Annotated in this window: 18 protein-coding genes; 17 read left to right on the top strand and 1 reads right to left on the bottom strand. The window is 43.4% G+C overall.

Annotated elements, in window-relative coordinates:
• Positions 1–13 precede the first annotated feature (13 nt).
• Positions 14–661, top strand: a complete 648-nt coding sequence (locus ACIRUQ_RS03350) for a thiamine diphosphokinase (protein ID WP_055289684.1) — start codon at positions 14–16, stop codon at positions 659–661.
• A gap of 198 nt (positions 662–859) precedes the next feature.
• Here ACIRUQ_RS03350 and ACIRUQ_RS03355 read toward each other — a convergent pair whose 3' ends face one another.
• Positions 860–1,447, bottom strand: coding sequence for an AAA family ATPase (locus tag ACIRUQ_RS03355; protein WP_055289686.1), 588 nt, complete (start codon positions 1,445–1,447; stop codon positions 860–862).
• A gap of 220 nt (positions 1,448–1,667) precedes the next feature.
• Between ACIRUQ_RS03355 and trpS the strand changes: the two genes are divergently transcribed.
• From trpS to ACIRUQ_RS03435, 16 genes are all read left to right on the top strand, one after another.
• The gene (gene trpS / locus ACIRUQ_RS03360) at positions 1,668–2,711 is read left to right on the top strand and encodes a tryptophan--tRNA ligase (RefSeq protein WP_022036505.1); all 1,044 of its coding nucleotides are present in this window, start codon (positions 1,668–1,670) and stop codon (positions 2,709–2,711) included.
• Between the two features lie 64 nt (positions 2,712–2,775).
• Positions 2,776–3,276, top strand: coding sequence for a VanZ family protein (locus ACIRUQ_RS03365; RefSeq protein ID WP_055289688.1), 501 nt, complete (start codon positions 2,776–2,778; stop codon positions 3,274–3,276).
• Positions 3,273–4,886, top strand: coding sequence for a MutS-related protein (locus ACIRUQ_RS03370; protein WP_055289690.1), 1,614 nt, complete (start codon positions 3,273–3,275; stop codon positions 4,884–4,886). The genes ACIRUQ_RS03365 and ACIRUQ_RS03370 overlap by 4 nt, the downstream gene beginning before the upstream one ends.
• A gap of 172 nt (positions 4,887–5,058) precedes the next feature.
• Complete coding sequence (locus ACIRUQ_RS03375; RefSeq protein ID WP_022036508.1) at positions 5,059–5,361, top strand: DUF6506 family protein; 303 nt, start codon at positions 5,059–5,061, stop codon at positions 5,359–5,361.
• A gap of 251 nt (positions 5,362–5,612) precedes the next feature.
• Positions 5,613–6,485 (top strand): DegV family protein, encoded by an 873-nt coding sequence (locus ACIRUQ_RS03380; protein WP_055289692.1) that lies wholly within the window; start codon positions 5,613–5,615, stop codon positions 6,483–6,485.
• Positions 6,485–6,922 carry a PaaI family thioesterase gene (locus tag ACIRUQ_RS03385; protein ID WP_055289694.1) on the top strand — a complete coding sequence of 146 codons (438 nt, stop codon included), beginning with the start codon at positions 6,485–6,487 and terminating at the stop codon, positions 6,920–6,922. Before ACIRUQ_RS03380 ends, ACIRUQ_RS03385 begins: the two co-directional genes overlap by 1 nt.
• A gap of 225 nt (positions 6,923–7,147) precedes the next feature.
• A complete protein-coding gene (locus ACIRUQ_RS03390; RefSeq protein WP_022036511.1) occupies positions 7,148–8,422 on the top strand; it encodes an adenylosuccinate synthase in 1,275 nt (424 codons plus the stop codon).
• Between the two features lie 343 nt (positions 8,423–8,765).
• On the top strand, positions 8,766–9,974 hold the full coding sequence (locus tag ACIRUQ_RS03395; protein WP_021737967.1) for a glucose-1-phosphate adenylyltransferase: 1,209 nt from the start codon (positions 8,766–8,768) through the stop codon (positions 9,972–9,974).
• A complete protein-coding gene (glgD, locus tag ACIRUQ_RS03400) occupies positions 9,968–11,113 on the top strand; it encodes a glucose-1-phosphate adenylyltransferase subunit GlgD (protein WP_022036519.1) in 1,146 nt (381 codons plus the stop codon). The genes ACIRUQ_RS03395 and glgD overlap by 7 nt, the downstream gene beginning before the upstream one ends.
• 492 nt (positions 11,114–11,605) lie before the next feature.
• Positions 11,606–12,940, top strand: a complete 1,335-nt coding sequence (locus ACIRUQ_RS03405) for an MATE family efflux transporter (protein WP_055289698.1) — start codon at positions 11,606–11,608, stop codon at positions 12,938–12,940.
• Between the two features lie 352 nt (positions 12,941–13,292).
• Positions 13,293–14,063 (top strand): PP2C family serine/threonine-protein phosphatase, encoded by a 771-nt coding sequence (locus tag ACIRUQ_RS03410; protein WP_021737961.1) that lies wholly within the window; start codon positions 13,293–13,295, stop codon positions 14,061–14,063.
• A 52-nt stretch (positions 14,064–14,115) separates the two neighbouring features.
• Positions 14,116–15,798 carry a serine/threonine-protein kinase gene (locus ACIRUQ_RS03415; RefSeq protein ID WP_055289700.1) on the top strand — a complete coding sequence of 561 codons (1,683 nt, stop codon included), beginning with the start codon at positions 14,116–14,118 and terminating at the stop codon, positions 15,796–15,798.
• Positions 15,795–16,259 carry a hypothetical protein gene (locus ACIRUQ_RS03420; RefSeq protein ID WP_055289702.1) on the top strand — a complete coding sequence of 155 codons (465 nt, stop codon included), beginning with the start codon at positions 15,795–15,797 and terminating at the stop codon, positions 16,257–16,259. Before ACIRUQ_RS03415 ends, ACIRUQ_RS03420 begins: the two co-directional genes overlap by 4 nt.
• 16 nt (positions 16,260–16,275) lie before the next feature.
• Positions 16,276–21,264, top strand: a complete 4,989-nt coding sequence (locus ACIRUQ_RS03425) for a hypothetical protein (protein ID WP_055289704.1) — start codon at positions 16,276–16,278, stop codon at positions 21,262–21,264.
• A 96-nt stretch (positions 21,265–21,360) separates the two neighbouring features.
• Positions 21,361–22,392, top strand: a complete 1,032-nt coding sequence (locus tag ACIRUQ_RS03430; RefSeq protein WP_055289706.1) for an ABC transporter ATP-binding protein — start codon at positions 21,361–21,363, stop codon at positions 22,390–22,392.
• Positions 22,389–24,491, top strand: coding sequence for a Gldg family protein (locus ACIRUQ_RS03435; RefSeq protein ID WP_055289708.1), 2,103 nt, complete (start codon positions 22,389–22,391; stop codon positions 24,489–24,491). The genes ACIRUQ_RS03430 and ACIRUQ_RS03435 overlap by 4 nt, the downstream gene beginning before the upstream one ends.

Consider the following 24,491-nt stretch of genomic DNA (forward strand, 5'->3'; position numbering starts at 1 on the left):
GAGGCGAAGCGATATGAATACGTTGATTGTGACAGGTGGAAGTATTGATTATAAGTTTGCATGCGAGTATTTAAAAAAGTATACATGGGATTACGTTGTATGTGCGGATGCAGGTATGAAATTCTGTCATACAGCCGGAATACAGCCAGATCTGATCCTTGGAGATTTCGATTCTGTGGATGATGCATCCTATACTTATTTTAAGAAAACGTGTCCGGAGCGGATGGAACAATTTCCAACACATAAGGACGAGACAGATACGGAGCTGGCGTTGCTTCGTGCAATTGCGGCTGGAGCAGATGCAGTTACAATGATCGGAGCTACCGGAACCCGTATAGATCATCTGCTGGGGAATATCCAGATGTTGAAGCTGGCACTGGACAGAGGTGTTTCCTGCCAGATTGTAGATGCCCACAACCGGATTCGGATGGTGGATGGGCAGATAATGTTGCAAAAATCTGATCAGTTTGGAAAGTTCGTGTCACTGATTCCTTTTACTCCGGAAGTTACAGGTATTACATTAAAGGGATTTGCTTATGAGGTGGAGAATTTTACACTGGTGAGTGGGATTGCCCGTGGTGTGAGCAATGAACTGGAAGCGGAGACTGCGAGCATTACCTGTGAGAACGGTATTTTGCTTGTAATCGAGTCAAGGGACTAGTACAGCGTTTTCGAAATGAACGATGTACCGGTAATTATAATGACAGAATCAAGTCGAACGCATGTGAGACTTGGTGCGTGATTCTGGTCAGCGAAAGCTGACAAATTCTTCGCAGAATCACTGCACGCTACACTTCGGAATGGGATCTTGCTTTGATCCCATTCCGTTTTGAGGTTAAATAACAGATGTTTCTTCCATTTATTCAAACAGATCCAAAATGTACCGGATGCAGCGTTCCATATCAAGTGCGCTGGTATTCAGGCACATACAATGGTTTTGTGGATCACCCCATTTACGATCGGTATAGTATTCGTAGTGGAGACGTCTTTTTTTGTCCATATCACGGTTCATCGCGCGTGCATCCTTCTCGGATAAGTTGAAAAGCTGCTGTGTACGCGATATTTTTTCATATTCGTCCCCATATACGAAAATGTGATAAGTATCCGGCCGGTCTTTTAAAATATAGTCAGCGCAGCGGCCGATGATGATGCAGGATCCTTTTTCGGCAAGATTGCGGATAACCTGTGTCTGGGCGGCATAGACCTGATCGGACAGAGAACTTCCTGTATGATCCCGTCCCACAAAAGCGTAGGCAAACATATTTTTAGATGGAGCATATTCGGACTGTTCTTTGACAAAATCCTCGGAAAATCCGGTTTTTTCAGCAATCTGTTGAATGATATTTTTATCATAGAACGGTATGCCCAGCCGTTTTGATACTTCTTCCCCAATAAAATGGCCACCACTGCCAAATTCACGGCTGATTGTGATAATTGTCTGTTTCATAGTAACACCTTCTTCCTGTGATGTTGAGTATCCTGTTTTCACATCTGTATTATAACATAAACGGGCAGAAAAAAGAAACATACAGAGTTGGTAAAATGTTTATTTACCATATGTATGGTTACAGTTCACTCATCATATGTAAAAGAATAAAAAACGTTCCCTCTGTTGACGATAAAGCTTTGGTGTCATATAATACAAGATATGTAAAGGAGTAGCAAAAATGAGTAAAATTATTTTGACAGGTGATCGCCCGACAGGCCGTCTTCATGTCGGACATTATGTGGGATCATTGAAAGAAAGAGTTCGTCTGCAGAATTCCGGACTGTATGATGAAGTTTATATTATGATAGCAGATGCTCAGGCACTGACTGATAATGCGGAGCATCCGGAGAAAGTTCGTCAGAACATTATTCAGGTAGCGCTGGATTATCTGGCATGCGGTATCGATCCGGAGAAAGCAACCATTTTTATCCAATCCATGATTCCGGAACTGACGGAACTGACGTTTTATTATATGAATCTGGTTACAGTATCCAGAGTTCAGAGAAATCCAACTGTAAAAGCGGAGATTCAGCAGAAAAAGTTTGAATCCAGCATTCCGGTAGGTTTCTTCTGTTATCCGATCAGCCAGGCAGCAGATATCACTGCATTCCGTGCCACGACTGTTCCGGCTGGCGAGGATCAGATGCCGATGATCGAGCAGTGTAAAGAAATCGTTCACAAATTTAACAGTGTGTATGGTGAGACACTGACAGAGCCGGAAATCGTACTTCCGACCAATCAGGCCTGCCTGCGTCTGCCAGGTATTGATGGTAAGGCAAAAATGAGTAAATCTCTCGGAAACTGTATTTATTTGTCCGATGAGTCAGATGAAATTAAGAAAAAAGTAATGTCCATGTTCACAGATCCGAATCATTTGCGTGTGGAAGATCCGGGTAAAGTAGAAGGCAATCCGGTATTTATTTACCTGGATGCTTTCAGCAAACCAGAGCATTTTGCAGAGTATCTTCCTGATTATCAGAATCTGGACGAGCTGAAAGCACATTATACCCGCGGCGGTCTTGGTGATGTCAAAGTGAAGAAATTCCTGAACAATGTACTTCAGGAGGAACTGGCACCAATCCGCGAGAGACGTAAAATGTGGGAGCAGCGGATTCCGGATGTATATGACATTCTGAAAGCCGGTACAGAAGTTGCTGAGAAGAAAGCGGCAGAGACATTACATGACGTACGTGCTGCAATGCAGATTAATTATTTTGATTAAATGAGCGAAGTCCCCTGTTTTGATTGTGTAGAGCAATCAGCAGGGGACTTTTTGGGGTTTGTAAATGAAGAGACAATATAGCAAAAAGTATCTTGTGTGGTTGTTCCCGGCGGTTGTGGCAGGGATGATATTTTTGTTTTCCAGTCAGCATGCAGAAGAATCTTCCCATTTGAGTAATATTTTTGTGCAGATACTTTTACAGGTACGGGAAAAGCTGGGGGTGTTCCCACAGGTCACAGATGTCAGTCTGTTACATCTTTTTTCCATGCTGGTGAGGAAAGGGGCACATGTAACAGAATATATTATTTTGTGTATTTCTTTTCTGACCGCGTTCTGGGTATCCGGGATTCGTGGAAAAGGGCGCAATATCGCATCTTTTGTGCTGACATTCGGCTATGCATGTACGGATGAATTTCATCAGTTGTTTGTACCGGGTCGTGCAGGCAGATTTACAGATGTACTGATTGACAGCAGTGGTGCACTGGTGTTGAGTCTGATTGTGATGCTTGTGATGCACAGCAGAACTATGCGAGGAAAACGTGTTAGGAGGAGAAAAAGTAAATGACAGGGTTTCGTTTTTTGTATCCGCCGGAGTGTGATCCGGCACAGGAAGTACGGATGAAATCGTTTGATTTTATTCAGGCATTGCAGATTGATGATATGGTGGTATTACAAAATGACCGATATCGGGGATATTCGGATCTGACACTGGAAAAATTTTTTTCAACGGATCCGAATGTGTTGCAGTATCGGCAGGCGATTGTGGAAGATCTTGTAGAACATCCGATGCTATATGATGCATTCTGTCAGTCGGTGGCAGCAATTCAGAATGTGACAGATCTGCGAAAAGTGCTGAGCAGTGATTTTTCCGTGGATTCAGCACTAAGTGCTGTGCGATATCTGGAAATGTATGAGGAATTAGTGGATCTGTTTTCCGATGTGTTTACAAAGCTGGAACAGGATGTGACTTCTGACATCCGGTCAGAGGGAATGAAAGGATTCCGGAAACTTATCTATGAAGTGTCCCACAGCGAGGAATATCAGAATCTGAAACGGGAGATGGCTGCTACCGGTAAAAATTTTGGATATTTGAAGAGCGTGACCATCGGCATTAACCTGGATGACAATCTGCGGCCAAAGGAAGCGGGGATCATTTCGGTCAATGAGAAGGCGTTTTCTGCGGGAAGTATCATAGACAAGCTGATGAAACACCGGCTGAATGACCGGCAGGTGATGATGACACCGCTTTACCCGCTGCAAAAGGGGCTGCATGGGGAAGAACAGAAAGCCTTGAATTATGCCATGGGAAGTGCATTACAGACAATTTTTGAAAAACCGTTGCGCTCTTTCGAACCTCTGATCCAGAATTATTATAAAGCAAATACAGCGATGTTTGCAGCGTTGCTGGATGATATCCGGTTTCTGACCGCCGGAGTGAAATTTATTCTGGATATGCGTGACCGTGGATTTGAGATGTGTCGCCCCCAAATCTGTCCGGTGGAGGATAAGGTATGTGAATTAAAGCAGGTGTACAATCCGATGCTGGCGATGCGGGGCGTGGAAAAAACCGTTGTTTCCAATGAGTTTGTGTTGGATGAAAAGGGACGGTTCTATCTGGTAACAGGACCGAACCACGGCGGAAAGTCTATTTTCGCCTACTCTGTAGGAATGGCGCAGGCATTGTGCCAGCTTGGACTTTTTGTGCCCGCATATCAGGCAAAAATGAGTCCGGTAACCGGTATTTTTACACATTTTCCGGTTTCAGATGAAAATAATTATGGAAAAGGCCGTCTGGAGAGTGAGTGTGCCCGGTTGAGCGAGATTTTGAGTCAGCTGTCAGAGACAGACATGCTTTTGATGGATGAATCATTTTCCAGTACCAGTGGGCTGGAGGCGGGCTATATTGCATCGGAAGTGCTGACGGGGATCGGTGTCATAGGATGCTGTGGTTTGTTTGTGACTCATATTCATGATCTGCCTATGAAAGTATCAGAGTATAATGCGTATCCGGGCAACCGCAGCAAAATCGATAATCTGGTGGCGCAAATGGAAGATGTGGAAGGCGGTGTGCGCAGTTACCGAATTCAGAGAACGACACCGGACGGACTGAGCTATGCAAGAGATATTGCGGCGCGATACGGTCTGAATCTGCAGGAAATCTGCCAAAATGCATAGGGAGAGAAGTCGTCACCGGAGCAGAAATTGTGTGAAAGATAGGCTGAGAAAGACTTTACAAGTTCTGATGCCGGTATTAAAATAAAACTGTTCCGGAAAAATGCAGGATACATTCGTATAGATGCAGAAAACGCGGAATGGATCAGAAGAAGCATGAGAGAGGAGAAACATCATGATTAATGCAGCTTTTATTTATGTAGCACCAGGACAGAACCCACAGGAACAGAAGGCAGTGATTCCTTCTGATACTTTGACATTACATGTGGTAGGATGCTCCACTTACGATCAGGCAGAAACAGCAGCAAAGGAACTGGTTGCAAACGGATGTGGCGCCATTGAGTTATGCGCAGGTTTTGGCAATGAAGGAATCGCACGGATTAAAAAAGCAGTAGGACCGGAGATTCCGGTAGGAGCTGTAAAATTTGATTATCATCCGGCTTTCGGTTTCAAAAGTGGAGACGAGTTATTTCAGTAGAAACGGAATGAAACAAAAAACTTGCGTACGTTTTGAAAAAATCTGAAAGAAATTTTTGAAAATTAAAATAATAATCGAAGCAAAAAAAGAGTTTTGAGCGTATCTTGGCATGCCTGGTTCGTTTAAAGCTCTTTTTTGTATATATACTTTTGGGCGAACGGTTGTTTTTTGATCAGGGGTATGTTACTATTTGTAATGCTGATAAAAATTATGTGTGAGAGTTAAGCGAGAAAAAACGGAGGAATGAAAATTTGAGTAAAGTAGCGATTGTGACAGACAGTAACAGTGGAATTACTCAGGCACAGGCAAAAGAACTTGGAATTCGCGTCATGCCGATGCCGTTTTATATTAATGAAGAAATGCTTCTGGAGGATATTGACCTGACCCAGGAACAGTTTTATGAGAGATTGACAGAAGGTGCGGATATTCATACATCCACCCCTATTTTAACTGATTTTACAGAACTTTGGGATGAACTGCTGGAGGAGTACGATGAGATTGTACATATTCCGATGTCCAGCGGACTTTCCAGTACCTGTTCTACTGCGGCAATGCTGGCGCAGGATTATGAAGGAAAGGTATTTGTCGTAGACAATCAGCGTATTTCCGTGACACAGCGCCAGTCTGTGATGGATGCCATGGAACTTGCGGCAGCAGGAAAATCCGGTCAGGAGATTTATGACAAACTCATGGAGAATAAAATGGAATCCAGTATCTATATCATGCTGGATACCTTATATTATCTGAAAAAAGGCGGACGTATCACACCGGCGGCAGCAGCCCTTGGTACCTTGTTGAAATTAAAACCGGTTCTTCAGATCCAGGGTGAAAAGCTGGATGCTTTTGCGAAAGCAAGAACAGTCAAACAGGCGAAGAACATTATGATCAAACAGATCAAAGATGACTGTGAGCGCCGTTTTGGTTCTGCTGATGGTACCGGTATACATATTTCTATGGCGTATACCCATGACCTGGAAGCAGCGGAAGAGTTCAAAAAAGAAGTACAGGCAGCATTTCCGAATCATGAGATCGTGTTGAATCCGCTTTCACTGAGCATTGCCTGCCATATCGGACCGGGAGCACTGGCCGTGACTGCCACAAAAGCAATTGAGGTAGATGCATAATGATTGATTACGAGAAGTTAAAAGAAATCAGAAACATGGGATATATTAAGCATACCGGGATTCGGACAGTAGAACTCCGGGAAGGTTATGCAAAATGTGAAATTATACTGGATGAGCGTCATGCAAATCCTATCGGTTCCACTCATGGAGGTGTACTGTTTACCCTGGTAGATACTGTGGGCGGAGCGGCAGCTACCAGCCGTGGCAGATATGTGACCACTGTGTCAGGAAATATTAATTATCTGCGTCCTGCCATGAACTGTAAAAAACTGATCGGGGAATCCCGTGAGATCAAGGTTGGCAAAAAAATGTGTGTGTATGATGTGATGATCACCGACGAGAACGACCGCGAGATTGCCAAGGCAACGATGACGTTTTTTTATCTGGATAAAATTAATGCAGATGATTTTATGAACGCAAAGCGACTGCGTTCATGAGCAAGTAGCGAAAGCGGATTGCGAATGTCCGCTTTACCGCAGAATAAGCATTCTCAGATCCAAAAAAGAAACATTTATAAGTTTTGTTTATAAATAAAGGCGATATATTAGAAAAAAGATTTTACATCTTGTATATTATCGTGTATAATCATAAAGTAAAACGGAAAATAAAAAAGGCAGGTTTTACACCTGTCTTTTATAATGCCGAAGGAGGAATCTGTAATTATGGTAAAAGCTGTAGTAGGAGCAAACTGGGGTGATGAAGGAAAAGGCAAAATCACCGACATGTTGGCAAAAGAGGCAGATATTATTGTTCGTTTCCAGGGTGGCGCAAATGCAGGCCATACAATCGTGAACAATTATGGTAAATTTGCACTTCATACACTTCCGTCAGGATGTTTTTATGGACATACAACAAGTATCATTGGTAACGGTGTTGCATTAAATATTCCGGTACTGTTCAAGGAAATCCAGGACATTGTTGCAAAAGGTGTGCCAATGCCAAAAATTCTTGTATCTGACCGTGCACAGATGGTTATGCCATATCATGTGTTATTCGATCAGTACGAAGAAGAGCGACTGGGTGGTAAATCATTCGGTTCTACAAAATCCGGTATTGCACCATTCTACTCAGATAAATATGCAAAAATCGGTTTTCAGGTAAGTGAGTTATTTGATGAGGAACTTTTAAAAGAGAAAGTTGTCCGCGTATGTGAGACAAAGAATGTTACATTAGAGCATCTGTATCACAAACCACTGTTGAATCCGGATGAGTTATTAGAGACTCTGCACCAGTACAAAGAGATGGTAGAGCCGTATGTATGCGATGTATCTACCTATCTGTGGAATGCAATCAAAGAGGGCAAAGAGATTCTGTTAGAGGGTCAGCTTGGTACATTAAAAGATCCGGATCACGGAATTTATCCGATGGTTACCTCTTCTTCCACACTGGCGGCCTATGGTGCAATCGGTGCAGGTATTCCGCCATACGAGATCAAGAAGATCATCACTGTCTGCAAAGCATATTCAAGTGCAGTAGGAGCAGGTGCATTTGTCAGCGAGATTTTCGGTGATGAGGCTGATGAACTGAGAAGACGTGGCGGTGATGGCGGCGAATTTGGAGCAACAACAGGAAGACCGAGACGTATGGGATGGTTTGATTGTGTGGCAAGTAAATACGGATGCCGTTTGCAGGGTGCCACTGATGTAGCATTTACAGTACTGGATGTATTGGGATATCTGGATGAGATTCCGGTATGTGTAGGCTATGAGATTGATGGTGAGGTAACAACCGAGTTCCCGACCACTGCAAAACTGGAAAAAGCAAAACCGGTATTAAAGACATTACCGGGATGGAAATGTGATATCCGTGGAATCAAGAATTACGAGGATCTTCCGGAGAACTGCCGTAAATATGTGGAGTTCATCGAAGAGCAGATTGGATTCCCGATCACCATGGTTTCGAATGGACCGGGAAGAGATGATATTATTTACAGATAATCTGTATCGGTCAGTATCGCAGTGGGGCATGTCTCTGAAACGGCGGTAATCAGAATAAGCAATAAGGAAAAAGAACAGCTGGAAAATTCAGCTGTTCTTTTTTTATTAAGAAGTTGTGTGTAAAGCCTATTTTTACAATAGGAATAAAACACAAGAAAATTGTTTCTATTTTGTATAAAATCATGAAAGAATGTAAAAATATTTAAAAGTAATTGTAAAAAATGTTGAGAAAAATACAAGATAGACTTTAAAAACTGGTAAAAATGTTGTATAATATGATCATTACCCGGACATCTATCCTGGATGTTATGGGAAGAAATACTAATTTCAAGGGGGACATGAAGTGGAAAAAGAAATTATTGCTATGCTGCTTGCCGGTGGACAGGGTTCACGGTTGTATGCATTGACACAGAAGCTGGCAAAACCTGCAGTTCCATTTGGAGGGAAATACCGTATCATTGATTTTCCGTTATCCAATTGTATAAATTCCGGTATTGATACGGTTGGTATTTTGACACAGTACCAGCCATTAGTCCTGAATGAATACATCGGAAATGGACAACCATGGGATCTTGACCGTCTGCATGGAGGTGTACATGTACTTCCGCCATATCAGAAAGCATCTGGTTCCGACTGGTACAAAGGTACGGCGAATGCAATTTACCAGAATATTGCATTTATTGAACGATACAATCCGAAATATGTCATCATTTTATCCGGTGACCAGATCTGCAAACAGGATTACAGTGATTTTCTGGAGTTCCATAAGCAGAAAGGTGCTGAATTCAGCGTGGCTGTTATGGAAGTACCGTGGGCGGAAGCTTCTCGTTTTGGCTTGATGGTAGCAGATGAGAATGACAAGATCACAGAGTTTCAGGAAAAGCCGGCAAATCCGAAATCAAACCTGGCATCTATGGGTATCTACATTTTTAACTGGGATGTCCTGCGTAAGTATCTGATAGAAGATGAGGAAGATCCGGAATCCGAGAATGATTTCGGTAATAATATTATCCCGAATCTGCTGCGTGACGGCAGGGATATGTATGCATATCATTTCAGTGGTTACTGGAAAGATGTTGGAACTATTTCATCCCTTTGGGAAGCAAATATGGAGGTTCTCGATCCGAAGAACAGCGGTATTGATCTTTTCGATGAAGACTGGAAGATTTACAGTCGCAACAGTGGTATGACCGGTCACAAGATTGGCAGTGATGCAGTGATTAAAAACTCCATGATCACAGATGGATGCCGGATTGACGGTGAGGTAGAACATTCTGTTCTGTTTGCCGGTGTCAAAGTAGCACCGGGAGCTGTTGTCAAAGACGCAGTTGTCATGGGGGGTACCGTGATCAAACCGGGTGCAGTGGTAGAACACTGTATTATTGGTGAAAATGCCGTGATTGGTGAAAATGCAAAAATCGGTGTGGAAAAAGAAGGCGAGGACAAAGGAGTTGCCACCATTGGACCGGGAGTCTATGTAGGTGACGGAGCAACAGTGGGTTCTAATGCTATGGTTCGAGAAAATGTAAAGGATGGTGAGGAAGAATGGTAAAGTCAAATATAAATGCACTGGGAATTATTTTCCCGAATTACTATGATTCTCTTGTCCCGGAACTGGTTAATGAGCGGCTGATGGGATCTATTCCTTTTGCAAGCCGTTACCGTCTGATCGACTTTGTGCTCTCCAGCATGGTAAACAGCGGCATCAATAGCGTATCCGTACTGGTGCGTGAAAAATATCATTCTCTGATGGATCACCTTGGTTCCGGTCGTGAGTGGGATCTGGTTCGTAAGAACGGTGGACTGACCATCTGGCCGCCGTATGCGGAGAAAGGAATGAATCTGTACGGTGGACGTATCGAGGCGTTGGATCATACACTGGATTATCTGAGAAAACAGAAAGAAAAATATGTTATTATGGCAGATACAAATGTTGCCGTAAATTTTGATTTTAGAAAACTGGTTGCCACTCATGAGGCAAACGATGCGGATGTAACAGTTGCGTATACAGTAGAGGAGATTCCGGAAGGTTCCCTGAAGGCTGAGAATGCAAAGCGGGGCATGTATTATACATTTGATTTTGATGAGAGCGGCCGTGTGAGCAAATGGCACATCAATACAAAGGAAAAAGGTGTACATAATCTCGGTATGAACATTTATTGCTTCAACCGTGAGTATCTGATCAATCTGATCGACGATGCGTTTATTCGTGGAAATATTTATCTTGAGCGAGATATTCTGGCAAAAGAAGTGGATAAGATAAAAATTTACGGTCATAAGTACATAGGTTATTGTTCTCGTATCTGCGATATGAAGAGCTATTTCCAGGAAAATATGAAATTATTGGAAGATGAGAACCTGGAAGGTCTGTTTGCAGGCGGACCGATCTATACAAAACTGCGCGATGACAACCCGACACGATACATCAACGGTGCTGCTGTAAAAAATACCATGGCAGCAGACGGTTGTGTCATTGAGGGTACTGTAGAAAATTGTATTCTTTTCCGCGGGGTGAAAATCGGAAAAGGAGCGGTTGTGAAAAACTGTGTACTGATGCAGGATACGGTTGTAGAGTCTGGTGTGAAGGCAGAGTATATCATTACGGATAAAAATGCGGTGATCACATCCGGAAAGGAACTGAAGGGAGCGGATTCTTTCCCAATCTATATTGCAAAACATCAGGTTGTATAAGCTATTTTCAAGTCGAACGCATGTGAGACTTGATGCGTGATTCTGATCAGCGAAAGCTGACATATTCTTCTCAGAAGCACTGCGCGCTATACCTGTATCAGAAGCTTTTGTTAGAAAAATTTAAAAGTGTAAGCCAATGGATTTGGACATGAAAATGTAAAAATGGATGAAAGAATGGTGTGATATGTATAAAAAACGACATATCACACTTTCTTGTTTGAGAGGAAATTGCGATGAATTTCCTCTCAAACAAAAAACGCTCTGCGAGGATGCGACCAGATGCATGTGGAATATGTCTGCTAAAGCAGACTGCATCTGGCGCGCAAAGCGTAACAAGTCCCTCAAAGATTGAGGGATTCAGGGAGTTTGAAGCGGACTTGTCCGCTTTGTTCTTAGTGAGAAATGAAAAAACATTGACTTTCTTTTGGTTGTGGGGTTTACTAGTAAATAGATTGTATAAAATATAAGATATTACGACTAGGAGAATTTTTTATGGAACGAAATCTTACAACCGGAAGTGTTATGAAGAACCTGATGTTCTTTTCCCTTCCGTACCTGTTATCTTATTTTCTGCAGACATTGTATGGTATGGCGGATCTGTTCATTGTCGGACAGTTTGACGGTGTGGCAAGTACTACGGCGGTTTCAGTGGGAAGCCAGGTTATGCATATGCTTACCGTTATGATCGTGGGACTGGCTATGGGGACAACCGTTACCATTGGACAGGCAGTGGGAGCGAAAAACAGGAAAAAAATCTCACAGACCATCGGCAATACGGTGATCTTATTCTGCATTGTCTCTGTGGCGATGATGGCATTTTTCCTTTGCATGGTGCGGCCAATCGTGGCTGTGATGTCCACGCCGGCAGAAGCAGTGGAGGGAACGGTAGCGTATCTGACGATTTGTTTTGTTGGTATTCCGTGTATCACAGCATATAACGTCATCAGTTCCATTTTTCGTGGCATGGGTGATTCCAAAAGCCCGATGTACTTTATTGCAATCGCCTGTGGTGCAAACATTGCTTTTGATTATATTTTTATGGGGGCATTGCATCTGGGACCGGCGGGGGCTGCCCTGGGAACGACGCTGGCGCAGGCTCTGAGTGTGGTCATTGCGTTGACGGTGATCTTGAAAAAGAAGATGGGAATCTCCGTATCCAGGCAGGATTTCCGGCCGCGTAGGGAAGCAACAGGACAGATCGTGCGCATCGGTCTGCCGATTGCATTACAGGACGGACTGATCCAGGTGGCATTTATCATCATTACCATCATTGCAAACCGACGTGGACTCAGTGATGCAGCTGCAGTAGGAATTGTAGAAAAGATCATCAGTTTTTTGTTCCTTGTGCCATCCTCCATGCTGTCTGCGGTATCTGCCCTCGGTGCACAGAATATCGGAGCCGGAAAACCGGAGCGCGCCGTGCGGACACTGTACTATTCCATCGGGATTACCGTCGGTTTCGGTGTGATCATATCTATTATCATACAGTTTGTAGCTACACCGGTGGTGGGACTGTTTACGGCAGATGCTGCAGTGGTTGTGCTTGGAACCCAGTATATCAGAGGATACATCTGGGATTGCATTTTTGCGGGCATCCATTTCAGTTTCAGCGGTTATTTCTGTGCGATCGGCAGATCGGAACTGTCCTTTATCCATAATATCACAGCCATCGTGCTGGTGCGCGTGCCGGGGGTATATCTGACTTCAAAGTTGTTCCCGGATACGCTGTTTCCGATGGGACTGGCTACGGTTGCGGGATCCCTGACATCGGTTGTTATCTGTCTGATTGCTTTTCATATACTAAAACGGCAGAAAAAAGTTGCATAAAAATGAAGAGAAAAAGAGACTTCGGAAAGGAAAAATTTTCCGGGGTCTCTTTTTCTGTGTCAGTATTTATGCGGATCTGCAGGAAAAGTCGGCTTTTGTGCAAGTTGTACAGGACAGATTTTCCGGCAAAAAGAAGTGTTGACAGGTGGGAACGTGGTTCGTATACTTGGAATACATTCTAGGTGTGAAAACACATTCTTATAAAAGATTCTTTATTCTGCGTTCATGAGCAAGTAGCGAAAGCGGATTGCGAATGTCCGCTTTACATGTGCAATGAGATTTTCTAACGCTCTGATTCAGAGCAAAGTATTACAAATTTGGAAAAAAATTTAATGGAGAGAGGGGAGAAAATGTGAATTTTTTGATTTCTGCCAATACAGATATAGGAACGCTGAAAAAGACGAATCAGGACAGCGTGCTGATAAAAAAGATACATACTTGTCAGGGGGAAATGGTGTTTGCTGTGCTGTGTGACGGTATGGGAGGACTGGAAAAAGGAGAAGTGGCAAGTGCAGCGGTGGTCAGAGCTTTTGAACAGTGGGTAAATACGGAATTGCCGCTGATGTGCGGACAGGTGCTGGAAGAGAGAAAAATCCGTACGGATTGGGAATTAATTATCAAAGAAATGAATCGTGAGATCGCTGAATATGGAAAACAGCAGGGAATTTGTCTGGGAACAACGGTTGTAGTGTTTCTGATTACACAGATACGGTATTTTGCATTGAATGTGGGCGATTCCAGGCTTTATGAATTGACGGACACAGCATTGAGGCAATTAACGACAGATCATACTTTTGTGGGCAGGGAAATGGCGATGGGACGGATGACACCGGAGGATGCACGAAAGGATAGGCGCAGAAATGTATTGCTGCAGTGCGTAGGTGCATCGGAAGCTGTTTATCCGGAATTTTTATTCGGAACACCGGTATCGGAATCGGTATATCTGCTTTGCTCGGACGGATTTCGTCATGAAATTTCTTCCGATGAAATGATTCAGGCACTGAAACCGTCTGTGTTGATAAAAAAGCAGGCAATGGATGAAACGACAACAAGTCTGATCGAATTACTCAAGCAGCGTGGGGAGCGGGATAATATAACGGCGGCATTGGTTCGTGTTTTATAAAAGCTTATAGCCTCTCGAAAGAAATCTATAAAGCTAATACAAGGAGAGATGAATGCTTGAAATAGGAAGTGTGATTGACGGGAGATACAAGATTTTAAATGAAGTTGGTCGTGGTGGAATGAGCGTTGTATATCTGGCCATGAATGAAAAGGCGAATAAGCAGTGGGCTGTGAAAGAAGTCCGTAAGGACGGCAGACAAAATTTTGAAGTTGTAAAGCAGGGATTGATCGTTGAGACGGATCTTTTGAAAAAATTACGTCATCCCAGTCTGCCAAGCATTATTGATGTCATTGATGATAAAGATTCGTTTCTGATCGTCATGGATTATATTGAGGGAAATCCGCTCAGCAGTGCACTGGAAGAATCTGGTGCACAGCCTCAGAATCAGGTGATTGCCTGGGCAATACAGCTCTGTGATGTGCTTGGTTATCTCCATGCACAATCTCCGCCGATTATTTATCGTGATATGAAACCATCCAATATTATGTTGAAACCGGACGGAAATCTTACCTTGATTGATTTTGGAACAGCCAGGGAATTTAAGGAAAAGAATCTGGCAGATACTGTTTGTCTGGGAACGATTGGATATGCGGCACCGGAACAGTTCGGCAGAATGGGACAGACGGATGCCAGAACAGATATTTATTGTCTGGGAGCTACGCTATACCACCTGGTGACAGGGCAGGATCCCAGTGCACCACCTTATGAGATAGGTCCGATCCGACAGATCAATCCTGCATTATCCGATGGATTGGAGCGAATTATCCGGAAATGTACCCGGCGGAATCCGGAGGACCGTTACCAGTCCTGCGCTGAACTGATGTATGCATTGAAGCATTATGACGAAATTGATGAGGTATATCAAAAGAAGCAGAAGAAAAAACTGGTAGTGTTTCTGGTTAGTCTGTTTCTGACAGCGGCTTGTGCAGGGATATGTCTGTGGGGATATTTTGGTAGTGAACAGAAAAAAAGTGAAAATTATGATGAAATTTTGAAAGGTGCATTAGATTATCAGGATTATTATCAGGCAATTCTGATAGATCCAACAAGGAAAGAAGCGTATGAGAAACTGAATGATGCATTGACGTCAGATCTGATCCTGACAAAAGAGGAAGGTCAGCAGTTGTTGCAGCTGCAAATTGGTCTGGATGAAAAGGACAGTAACGGTTTTTCAAAAAAGCAGGATGTTCTGGCTGAACTAAAGAATTGTAATCCTGAAGGCTATCCGGAAGTATGCTATGAGATTGGAACTTCATTTCTGTTTTTTTATGATGTAAATGTTGACCGTGACCGATATATCAGCGCAAAGAAATGGTTTCAGGAGGCTGTGGATCAATATCCGCTTGCTCAGATTTACTGTGATATCGCAGATTGTCTGGAACTGATCAATCAGTACGATAATGCAAAAGTAAAGCAGACAGATAAAATGTATGATGTTTATCGTCAACTTTGGGAAAAGATACAGGAACTGAAAAGTACTGCAGATCGATTTGGAGATGTTGATGTAAAGCTTCAGCTTTGGACGGAAATAAATGATATGTTGAATGCACAGGTGGTACCGTTCCTGGAAGTGACTCAAGTGAATGAAATAAAAAATCTGCTGAATGATATCCTGAAAGAATCTGATGCGATACATAAATCTGTTATTGTACAGGAAATTAAAAACTTACAGCAAAAAATAATTGAAACAGTGCAAAAAATCGACAGTGTTCAGAAGGAGGCAGGGACATCATGACATATGAAATGTATCAGACTATCTTTTGGCATGCAGGTGTTTTGACAATTATTTTTGCAGTTGGTGATGTACTGCTGTTTGTGATTTTAAAAATTCCGAAAGTGATAGGGCAGCTGAGTGGAAGGACAGCTCGGAAAGGAATTGCAGATATTTGGAAAAAGAATATTCAGACCAGAGGCAGATGTTATAAGAGCTGTGCAGAAAATCAGAATTTTGGAAGCATTGCAGGCGGTATGACAGAATCAGGAAATATACACCGGTTTGGAGAAGCTGTGAATACAGGAGGTATAACACAGAAAATTGCGACATCGGAAACAGGGGAAAAGCTGAAAACTTCCGAGACAATGTTTCTTCCAACACCGAAATGTGCAGAAACAATGGTGCTGAATGACGTTGATATGGATGACAATTTTGTCATAGAAGAAATTTGTTTTATCCATACAAAGGAAACAATTGGATAAAAGGGAAAGGGATACCATGAAAAAGAAAAATTTGCAAAGAAAACAAAGGCTTCTGGCTGTTGTTTTGAGTGTAATGCTGTTTGCAGGACTGTTGCCGGGAAGTTTGTCACAGGTACTGGCGGCATCGGATGAATATGAGGACTGCTGTACTGTGGAAGTTGCGGGTGATGAGCCGGATGGAATTTATGAAAGCGAAACGCTGAAAGCAGATCAGAGTCTGGCATTTTCAGAAGAAACGGTAAAACTGGAATATGGTGCCACAGCGTATGGACAGGTAGCAAATGCTGTGGAAAACCAAGATGCGGCAGATGGAAAAGGATATGGAACAGGAGCAGTTACTTATCGGTTGACAGATAATGTTCTGGGTGCACAGATCAATGAAAAGAGTGGAACACTGACATTTTCTGATGGAAAGACTGGAAGTGTTACAGTCACGGCAAAAAAAGAGGCAGATGAGTGCTACAACGAATGTGAGGCGAGCTACACAATTGTGATTACATATATGCAAGCACCGGATGTTACATACCGGCTGCAGGGACCGCAGAATTCTGTGAATGAAGATGGAACCGCATTACCATTTTCCTATCATGGTGATTCTACGGCTGCATGGTTTACAGATACGGTAACGATTCAGGCACCGGATGGATATCTGATCAGCAGAACAAATTCTTTATCGAGCCGGAACTGGTCAGCATCTATTTCCTGTACAGAAGAAGGCCACAATGAGATATCTTATTATCTGAGAAACAGAAAGAGTGGCGGTATTACAGATGTTCTCACAATTTACGATCTGAAGATCGATCAGGGAAATCCGACAGATCTTCAGGTGGAATACCTGACAGAAGAGGCACCTGCTGCATGGAAAGATTCCGTGCTGTATGGAAAAGACGAAATTGCTGTCAGACTTACAGCAAAAGACACTATGTCCGGTCTGAAGGGATTATATTATCAGTACAAGTCAAATGTGATCAGCACTTCCAGGCAGGGAAAAGACTGGACAAAGGTGGATCTGGAATCAGACAAAGTCGAAAAAGTAGATAACGAAGACAGTTCCATAAGTTATGTGTTCCGTATTCCGGCGCAATTCCGGGGAAATGTGTCTTTTAAAGCAGTAGATCAGGCAAATCGTGTGACGGAATACTGGGATGACAGGACCGTTGTGGCAGATAATCGCAATCCGCAGGCTATCATTTCCTATACAGCGCAGGGAGACAGTTGTCTGGTTGCAAAAGTGACGAAAGATACAGAAGAGTCACAGGAACGTGCAGATGTACCGGAAGAACAGGTGGATGAAAATACCAGATTTATCTATGATGGTGCAGTTACTGCTTCCGTAGATATGACAGAAGCAAACTTTGAGGCAGAAGATGTCGTTCTTACGGTTTGGAAAGATGGCACAGAAATCTGGAATGGTGCAGTTGCAGAGGCACAGAAGATAGCAAATGACTGTGAAATTTCTGAATGGACCGTAAATAAGGAAAATGATAAAGAATCTCTTGCTATTCAGCTGCTGACAGATGGCGATTATCAGATTGGAATTTCCTATAAAGACCGGTCAGACAACAAGATGCATTATGTTTCTGGTGAGTATGAACAGAAAGAAGGAGAAGCGGTTTATCAGTCAAATATTATTACGATTGACACCACAAATCCGGAGGTAGAAGTATCCTATGATAATAATACCGTCGTGAACCAGCATTATTACAATGCAGGCAGAGTGGCCACCATTAAGGTGACAGACCGCAATTTCCGTCCGTCTGAAACGGACTGGAAGATCACTGCAAAAGACGGAGATTCTGTGATCGATCCGAAAACTGTGGAAAATGGAAATGCAAATGTAGTTGATGATACATATTCTGAGTTGAAAAACTGGTCAGACTGGACACAGGATCCGCAAGATCCTTCTGTATGGTATGCCAAGATTCCTTTTGAGCAGGATGCGTTCTACAACGTATCATTTGCCTGCCGGGATCTTGCAGGCCATGCATTGAAAGAGGATTATGCAGATGCATTTGTCGTTGATACAACAAAAGCACCGCTGGAAAAAATGAAGATTACTTACAGTGAGGAACTTCATACCTGGCAGAAAGTCGTACAGGCAATTACTTTTGGATATTTCAGTTATAAAGATCAGGTAACGGTTACGCTGACCTCGGAAGATGAAATGTCCGGCATTGACTATATTACCTGGACTTATAAACGGGAAAATGGTGCAAGTACGACAAAAAATGTGAGTGAGCGGACGGAGATAATTACCAGTGATCAGATTACTTACAGCAAACGGGGAAAACAGGCGGTTGCAGGCTTTACATTAAAAGCCACAGATGCAGAGCAGTTCCGTGGTGCCGTTTCTTTCACTGCAACAGATATGGCCGGTAATACCAGCGAGATAAAAGCGGATGCGCAGAGAATCAATATCGTAGATAATATCTCTCCGGAGCGTACGGTATCTTATTCACCTGCAAAACAGGTGGTTGATGCTGCAACCGGATTGCAGAAAACGTCTTATCAGTATGAACAGGAAGGAACAGATTCTGTATTATATTATGATGGAGATGTGACTGTGACCTTCCGGATCGAGGAAGCCAATTTTTATGCAGAAGATGTCATTATTGCCGTGAATGGAGAAAAACGGGTACCGGATCAGTGGATCCAGAATGGGGATGTATGGACAGGAACCATGACATTGAGCGGAGATGGCGATTATTATGTGACCATGGATGATACGGATCGCTCCGATAATAAGATGCATTCCTATCAGTCTGAAAAAATTGTCATTGACACAACAGCACCTGTCATCCATGTGACTTATGGCAATCAGGATGTGAAAAGAACAGAAGGATCACGCCTGTATTTTGACCGTACACAGACAGCAACGATTCAAATTACAGAGCATAACTTCCGGGCAGACGATGTGGCAGCAGAAGTGACGGCTGTTGATGTAACCGGCAGAAACGTTGCCGTGGCAGACTATGCGGCATATTTATCCAATCGTGGTAACTGGAAGAAGGACGGCGATGTTTATACAGCAACCATCACGTATCCGGTGGATGCAAATTATACATTTGATATCTCCTACCATGATCTCGCATTGAATGAAGCGGCAGATTATACACCGGATCTGTTTACCGTAGATCAGACAGTACCGGATAATCTGAGTATTTCATACAGCGAAGGTGTGCAGCAACAACGGGTAGGCGTGACACCATTCCGTTATTATAATCAGATGATGACGGTTACGATCGCCGGTGAGGATGCAACGTCCGGTATCGAACATTTTGTATATAATTATCGAAATGCAAGTGGTGTCAGTGCTGTCAATGCACAGTTGCTGGAGGCTGCGATCGAAAAAGCAGAAGTTATACAGAATGGCAGACTTTTTACAGCCAGATTTACAATACCAAAATATGTCTTACAGGGAAGAAATCAGTTTAACGGAACCGTGGATTTTGAAGCCTATGACTATTCCGATAATAAGTCCGGGCTGAATGACAGTGAGCGTATTGTCGTGGATAATCTCGTTCCGACAGTATCCGTCACTTATAATGATCCGGTCCGGGAAGTAAATGGAATTGCATATTATGCAGGCGATATCGATGCAACGGTTGAAATCCATGAGGCAAATTTCTATGCGGAAGATGTTCAGATCTCAGTAGAAAAAGACGGTCAGAGTGGATATGGTATCAATGCAAACTGGACAGAGAACAGCGCAGATGTCCATACCGGAACCTTCCGCCTGAGCGAGGAGGGTGATTATCTGATCACGGTAAATTATACAGACCGGTCCGGAAACCGCATGGAGACTTATACATCCGGACAGCTGACCATCGACACACAGCATCCGGGTATTTATGTATCCGGACTGCAGGCAGATTCAGCAAATAAAGAAGAACCGTATGGATTTACACTGACGGTCAGCGACAGTGCAGACAATCTGCTGGCAGGCGATATTGTCCCGGTTCTGACAGCTGTAACCTGTGATGAGAGTGGAAAATATACAACACAGGAAGTAGAACTTCCGGCTCCGGAAATGACAGAGAATCAGCAGTCTTATCAGATTCAGGTAGAAAATCTGGAAGCCGATGGTATCTACACGTTGTCCTGTAAAGCAAAAGATATGGCGGATCAGGAATATGATCGGATGACACTGGAAGATGGACAGGAATACGAGACGGTGACATTTTCTGTAAACAGAAACGGTTCCACATTCCGGGTAGATGAAGATACTGCCGATTTACTGGATCAGTATTATGTCTATCAGGTTCCGCAGGATGTTGTGATCGAGGAGATCAATACAGATCCGATTGAACATTATGCAGTAAAAATGAACGGAAAAGTGCTGACAGAGGGGCCTGATTATACCACAAGCGTGACATCGGCAGATGGTACATGGAGTGTCAGAACCTACTCTGTGAAGAAGGAACTGTTTGCTGAGGAAGGAGAATATCATCTGGTGGTTGAATCTGTGGACAAGACAGATACTGCTGCTTACAGCGACGTAAAAAATCTGAAGCTGGCCTTTGTGGTAGATCAGACGGCTCCGGTAGTTGTATTCAGCGGACTGGAGAGCGGTGGACGTTACGAGGCACAGGAACAGACGGTAACGGCTGTCCCGACGGACGACGGCGGAAAATTAAAAACGTTCCAGGCAGTAGTGACGGATAAAAAAAGCGAACAGAAAGAAACGCTGATTACATTGGAAGGAGACGAGTTGGAAACATATCTGGCAGAGCATGATGGAAGGATCAGCTTTGAAATCCCGGAAGGATTGGAACAGCAGGTAACTGTTTCCTGCAGTGATCATGCGGTAAAAGAAGATGGAAGTACCAATACATATAATCAAACATTTGACAATGTAACGGTATCTACCAGTAAAATGATTATTTTCTTCGCAAACAAACCGTTATTCTACGGTGTCATTCTTGTATGCTGCGCGGCAGCAGCCGGTGTGATCGGTTTTGTTATCTGGAAGAAAAAGAAAAAAGTGAAAAAAGAAGAAGCGTAAGAAAAACACATATTAGTCACATTTTTTACGAATATTCAACACATTTTTTCTGTACACTTACTCCATAAGTGATTTTGGATGGAAGGAGGAAGTGTTTTGATTGAAATCAGTCATCTTACAAAAAAATATGGCGCCAATGTGGCGGTAAATGATCTGAGTCTGACGTTGGAACCGGGGAATATCTACGGTTTTCTCGGACCAAACGGGGCTGGAAAGTCCACAACCATGAATATCATTACCGGTTACATTGGCGCATCGTCCGGTGAGGTAAAAATCAACGGATATGACATTAATAAAAACCCGGAGGAGGCAAAAAAATGTATCGGTTATCTGCCGGAGATTCCACCGGTATACGGAGATATGAAGGTTCTGGAATATCTGAAATTTGTGGCAGAACTGAAAAAACTGGATTCACATACCCGCAATGCAGATATCAGGCAGGTGATGGATCTGACAAAACTGCATGAAATGAAAGACCGTCTGATCCGGAATCTGTCCAAAGGATACCGTCAGCGTGTGGGGTTAGCACAGGCATTACTCGGCATGCCTGAGATCATTATTTTGGATGAGCCGACGGTGGGACTGGATCCGAAGCAGATTATTGAGATTCGCGATCTGATCCGCTCTTTGAAAGAAAAACATACTGTAATTCTGAGTTCCCATATTTTGCAGGAAATCAGTGCCGTGTGCGATCATGTGTTTATTATTTCAAAAGGAGCCTTGGTTGCCAGCGATTCTATGGAACATCTGGAAAGCCGTATGAGCGGTGCCCAGCAGCTGGACGTGGTAGTGCGTGGCACGAAAGAACAGCTGGAAGAACTTCATACACTGGATGGTGTGCAGGAGTGTAGGATTGTCCGGGAACTTCCGGAGGAATCTGCGGAGTCTTCGGAAAATGATCTGACAGATGCGGCAGAAACCTCGGATTCTGATGCCGGAGAAAGGAACGACGAAGCAACAGAATTTCATCTTTCCCTTATTGCCGGAGAAAACTGTGATCTGCGCGAGACGGTATTCCGTTATTGCGTGGAACATGATGTGGTATTGTTGGAACAAAAAGTTAATACGAAGACACTGGAAGATGTATTCCTGGAGCTGACTGGAAATGAGGAGGTGCGTGAGGCATGATCGCAATATTAAAAAGAGAGCTGAAGGCATACTTTACATCCGTGATCGGATGGATTTTCATGGCAGCATTTTTCTTTGTGTTTAATTTATATTTTGTAGCTAACAATTTGATTTACGGAACACCGTATCTTTCCTATTCCCTGAATAATGTGGCATTTGTATTGCTGATCATTATTCCAATCCTGGCAATGCGCAGCATGTCAGATGACCGCAGGACGAAAACAGATCAGTTGCTGTATACATCACCGGTTTCTGTTCCGAAAGTAATTCTCGGTAAGTTTCTGGCGCTGGTACTGGTGTTTTCCATCGTAGTCGGAGCTATCTGTCTGTGCCCGTTGCTGCTGTCTCGGTTTGGCAGCATACCGATGGCGGAGAGCTATGCTGCCATCCTCGGTCTGTGGCTGTACGGCTGCCTGTCCATCTCCATCTGTGTCTTTGTCTCTTCTTTGACAGAGAGTCAGGTGATTGCAGCAGTATTATCTTTTGCGTTACTGTTTATCGGCTATATGATGGAGGGAATCACAAGCATTATTTCCTCCAGTGGAAATACACTGACGAAAGTGCTGAACTGTCTGTCTACTTCCAGTGCACTGAATAATTTCAGTAACGGTATGCTGGATGTGGCCGGAATTATTTACTATGTCAGTGGTACGTTGCTGTTTCTGTTCCTGACCTGTCAGGTGGTACAGAAGCATCGCTGGTCTGTCAGTGCAAAGAAGATCCGTCGTGGTGTATTTAATTCCAGTTTTGTGGTGATCGGAATTGCCATCGCAGTAGTAGTAAATGTATTTGCCGGACAGCTTCCGGAAAAAGTAAAAAGTGTGGATCTGACCACACAGAATCTGTATACACTGACGGATGACAGTGTAAAACTGATAAACAATCTGAAACAGGATGTGACACTGTATGTACTTTCAGCAGAGAACAGTGCGGATGATACCGTGGTTCGTACATTGGAAAACTATGAAGATGAATCTTCCCATATTAAAGTGGAGTATGTAGATCCTGCGGTTTCTCCGAATTTCTACTCTTCTTATACAGATGCCGCACCATCAGATGGAAGTATCATTGCAGTCAGCGGAGAAAAATCGAAGGTAATAGACGCCAGCGATCTGTATGAGTATTCCGTAGATTATTCTACTTACACGCAGACAAAATCTGCTTACGATGGAGAAGGTCAGCTGACGAGTGCCATCAGTTATGTCACAAGTGATAATCAACCGAAGGTGTATGTGATCACCGGTCACGGGGAGTCTTCGCTGGACAGCAGTTTCCAGTCTGCTCTGGAAAAAATGAATATTTCGGTGGAAGAATTGACATTATTACAGCAGGATGCAGTTCCGGATGATGCAGAAGCAATCATTATCAACGGACCGACAGCTGATTTTTCCGCAGATGATGCAGCAAAAATCAGCACTTATCTGGCTGGAGGCGGTAAAGCACTGATTACGACAGCTTATAATAAAACCGCAGACACACCGAATTTTGACAGTGTTCTGGCTGCTTATGATATCAGTGTAACAAGCGGAATGGTAATGGATTCTGACAATACACATTATTACCAGTATCCGTTCTATCTGCTGCCGGATGTCAAGAGTGCGACACAGACTTCAAAAGTTGACAAGTATGTATTTCTGCCCTATGCACAGGCATTGAGCAATACCGGAGAGCATCCGGATACCTTGGAGTGGACAGATTTGCTGACATCTTCTGACAGTGCCTATATCAAAACGGACGTGGCAAATATCCGTTCCGTTGAAAAAGAAGCAACAGATCAGAGTGGTCAGTTTACATTGGCAGCGAACGTGACTGATAATGAGACAGGAGCAGATATTACCATTGTGGGATCTTCTCTGGTATTCACCCAGGATGCGGATTCCGTCGTTGCCGGACAGAATCTTGCACTGTTCAAAGGCATTTTCAGTGGTACATCCGCTGCAGAATCCGCAGTTTCTATTGATGCAAAACAGTATACCTATTCGAATCTGTCTGTAAACCAGTCCGTTGCGATCATGAGTGAAACATTGCTGGTTATGGTGCTTCCAATCGTATTGATCGTAGCAGGCATTGTAATCTGGTATCGCAGACGGCGTGCATAA

The sequence above is a fragment of the Eubacterium ramulus genome (assembly GCF_045002895.1).
Lineage (GTDB): Bacteria > Bacillota > Clostridia > Lachnospirales > Lachnospiraceae > Eubacterium_I > Eubacterium_I ramulus.

Bases quoted from the DNA above. Each gene is read 5' to 3' on its own strand.
- ACIRUQ_RS03350 (WP_055289684.1), top strand. From the start codon at position 14: ATGAATACGTTGATTGTGACAGGTGGAAGTATTGATTATAAGTTTGCA.
- ACIRUQ_RS03355 (WP_055289686.1), bottom strand. From the start codon at position 1,447: ATGAAACAGACAATTATCACAATCAGCCGTGAATTTGGCAGTGGTGGC.
- trpS (WP_022036505.1), top strand. From the start codon at position 1,668: ATGAGTAAAATTATTTTGACAGGTGATCGCCCGACAGGCCGTCTTCAT.
- ACIRUQ_RS03365 (WP_055289688.1), top strand. From the start codon at position 2,776: ATGAAGAGACAATATAGCAAAAAGTATCTTGTGTGGTTGTTCCCGGCG.
- ACIRUQ_RS03370 (WP_055289690.1), top strand. From the start codon at position 3,273: ATGACAGGGTTTCGTTTTTTGTATCCGCCGGAGTGTGATCCGGCACAG.
- ACIRUQ_RS03375 (WP_022036508.1), top strand. From the start codon at position 5,059: ATGATTAATGCAGCTTTTATTTATGTAGCACCAGGACAGAACCCACAG.
- ACIRUQ_RS03385 (WP_055289694.1), top strand. From the start codon at position 6,485: ATGATTGATTACGAGAAGTTAAAAGAAATCAGAAACATGGGATATATT.
- ACIRUQ_RS03390 (WP_022036511.1), top strand. From the start codon at position 7,148: ATGGTAAAAGCTGTAGTAGGAGCAAACTGGGGTGATGAAGGAAAAGGC.
- glgD (WP_022036519.1), top strand. From the start codon at position 9,968: ATGGTAAAGTCAAATATAAATGCACTGGGAATTATTTTCCCGAATTAC.
- ACIRUQ_RS03405 (WP_055289698.1), top strand. From the start codon at position 11,606: ATGGAACGAAATCTTACAACCGGAAGTGTTATGAAGAACCTGATGTTC.
- ACIRUQ_RS03415 (WP_055289700.1), top strand. From the start codon at position 14,116: ATGCTTGAAATAGGAAGTGTGATTGACGGGAGATACAAGATTTTAAAT.
- ACIRUQ_RS03420 (WP_055289702.1), top strand. From the start codon at position 15,795: ATGACATATGAAATGTATCAGACTATCTTTTGGCATGCAGGTGTTTTG.
- ACIRUQ_RS03425 (WP_055289704.1), top strand. From the start codon at position 16,276: ATGAAAAAGAAAAATTTGCAAAGAAAACAAAGGCTTCTGGCTGTTGTT.
- ACIRUQ_RS03435 (WP_055289708.1), top strand. From the start codon at position 22,389: ATGATCGCAATATTAAAAAGAGAGCTGAAGGCATACTTTACATCCGTG.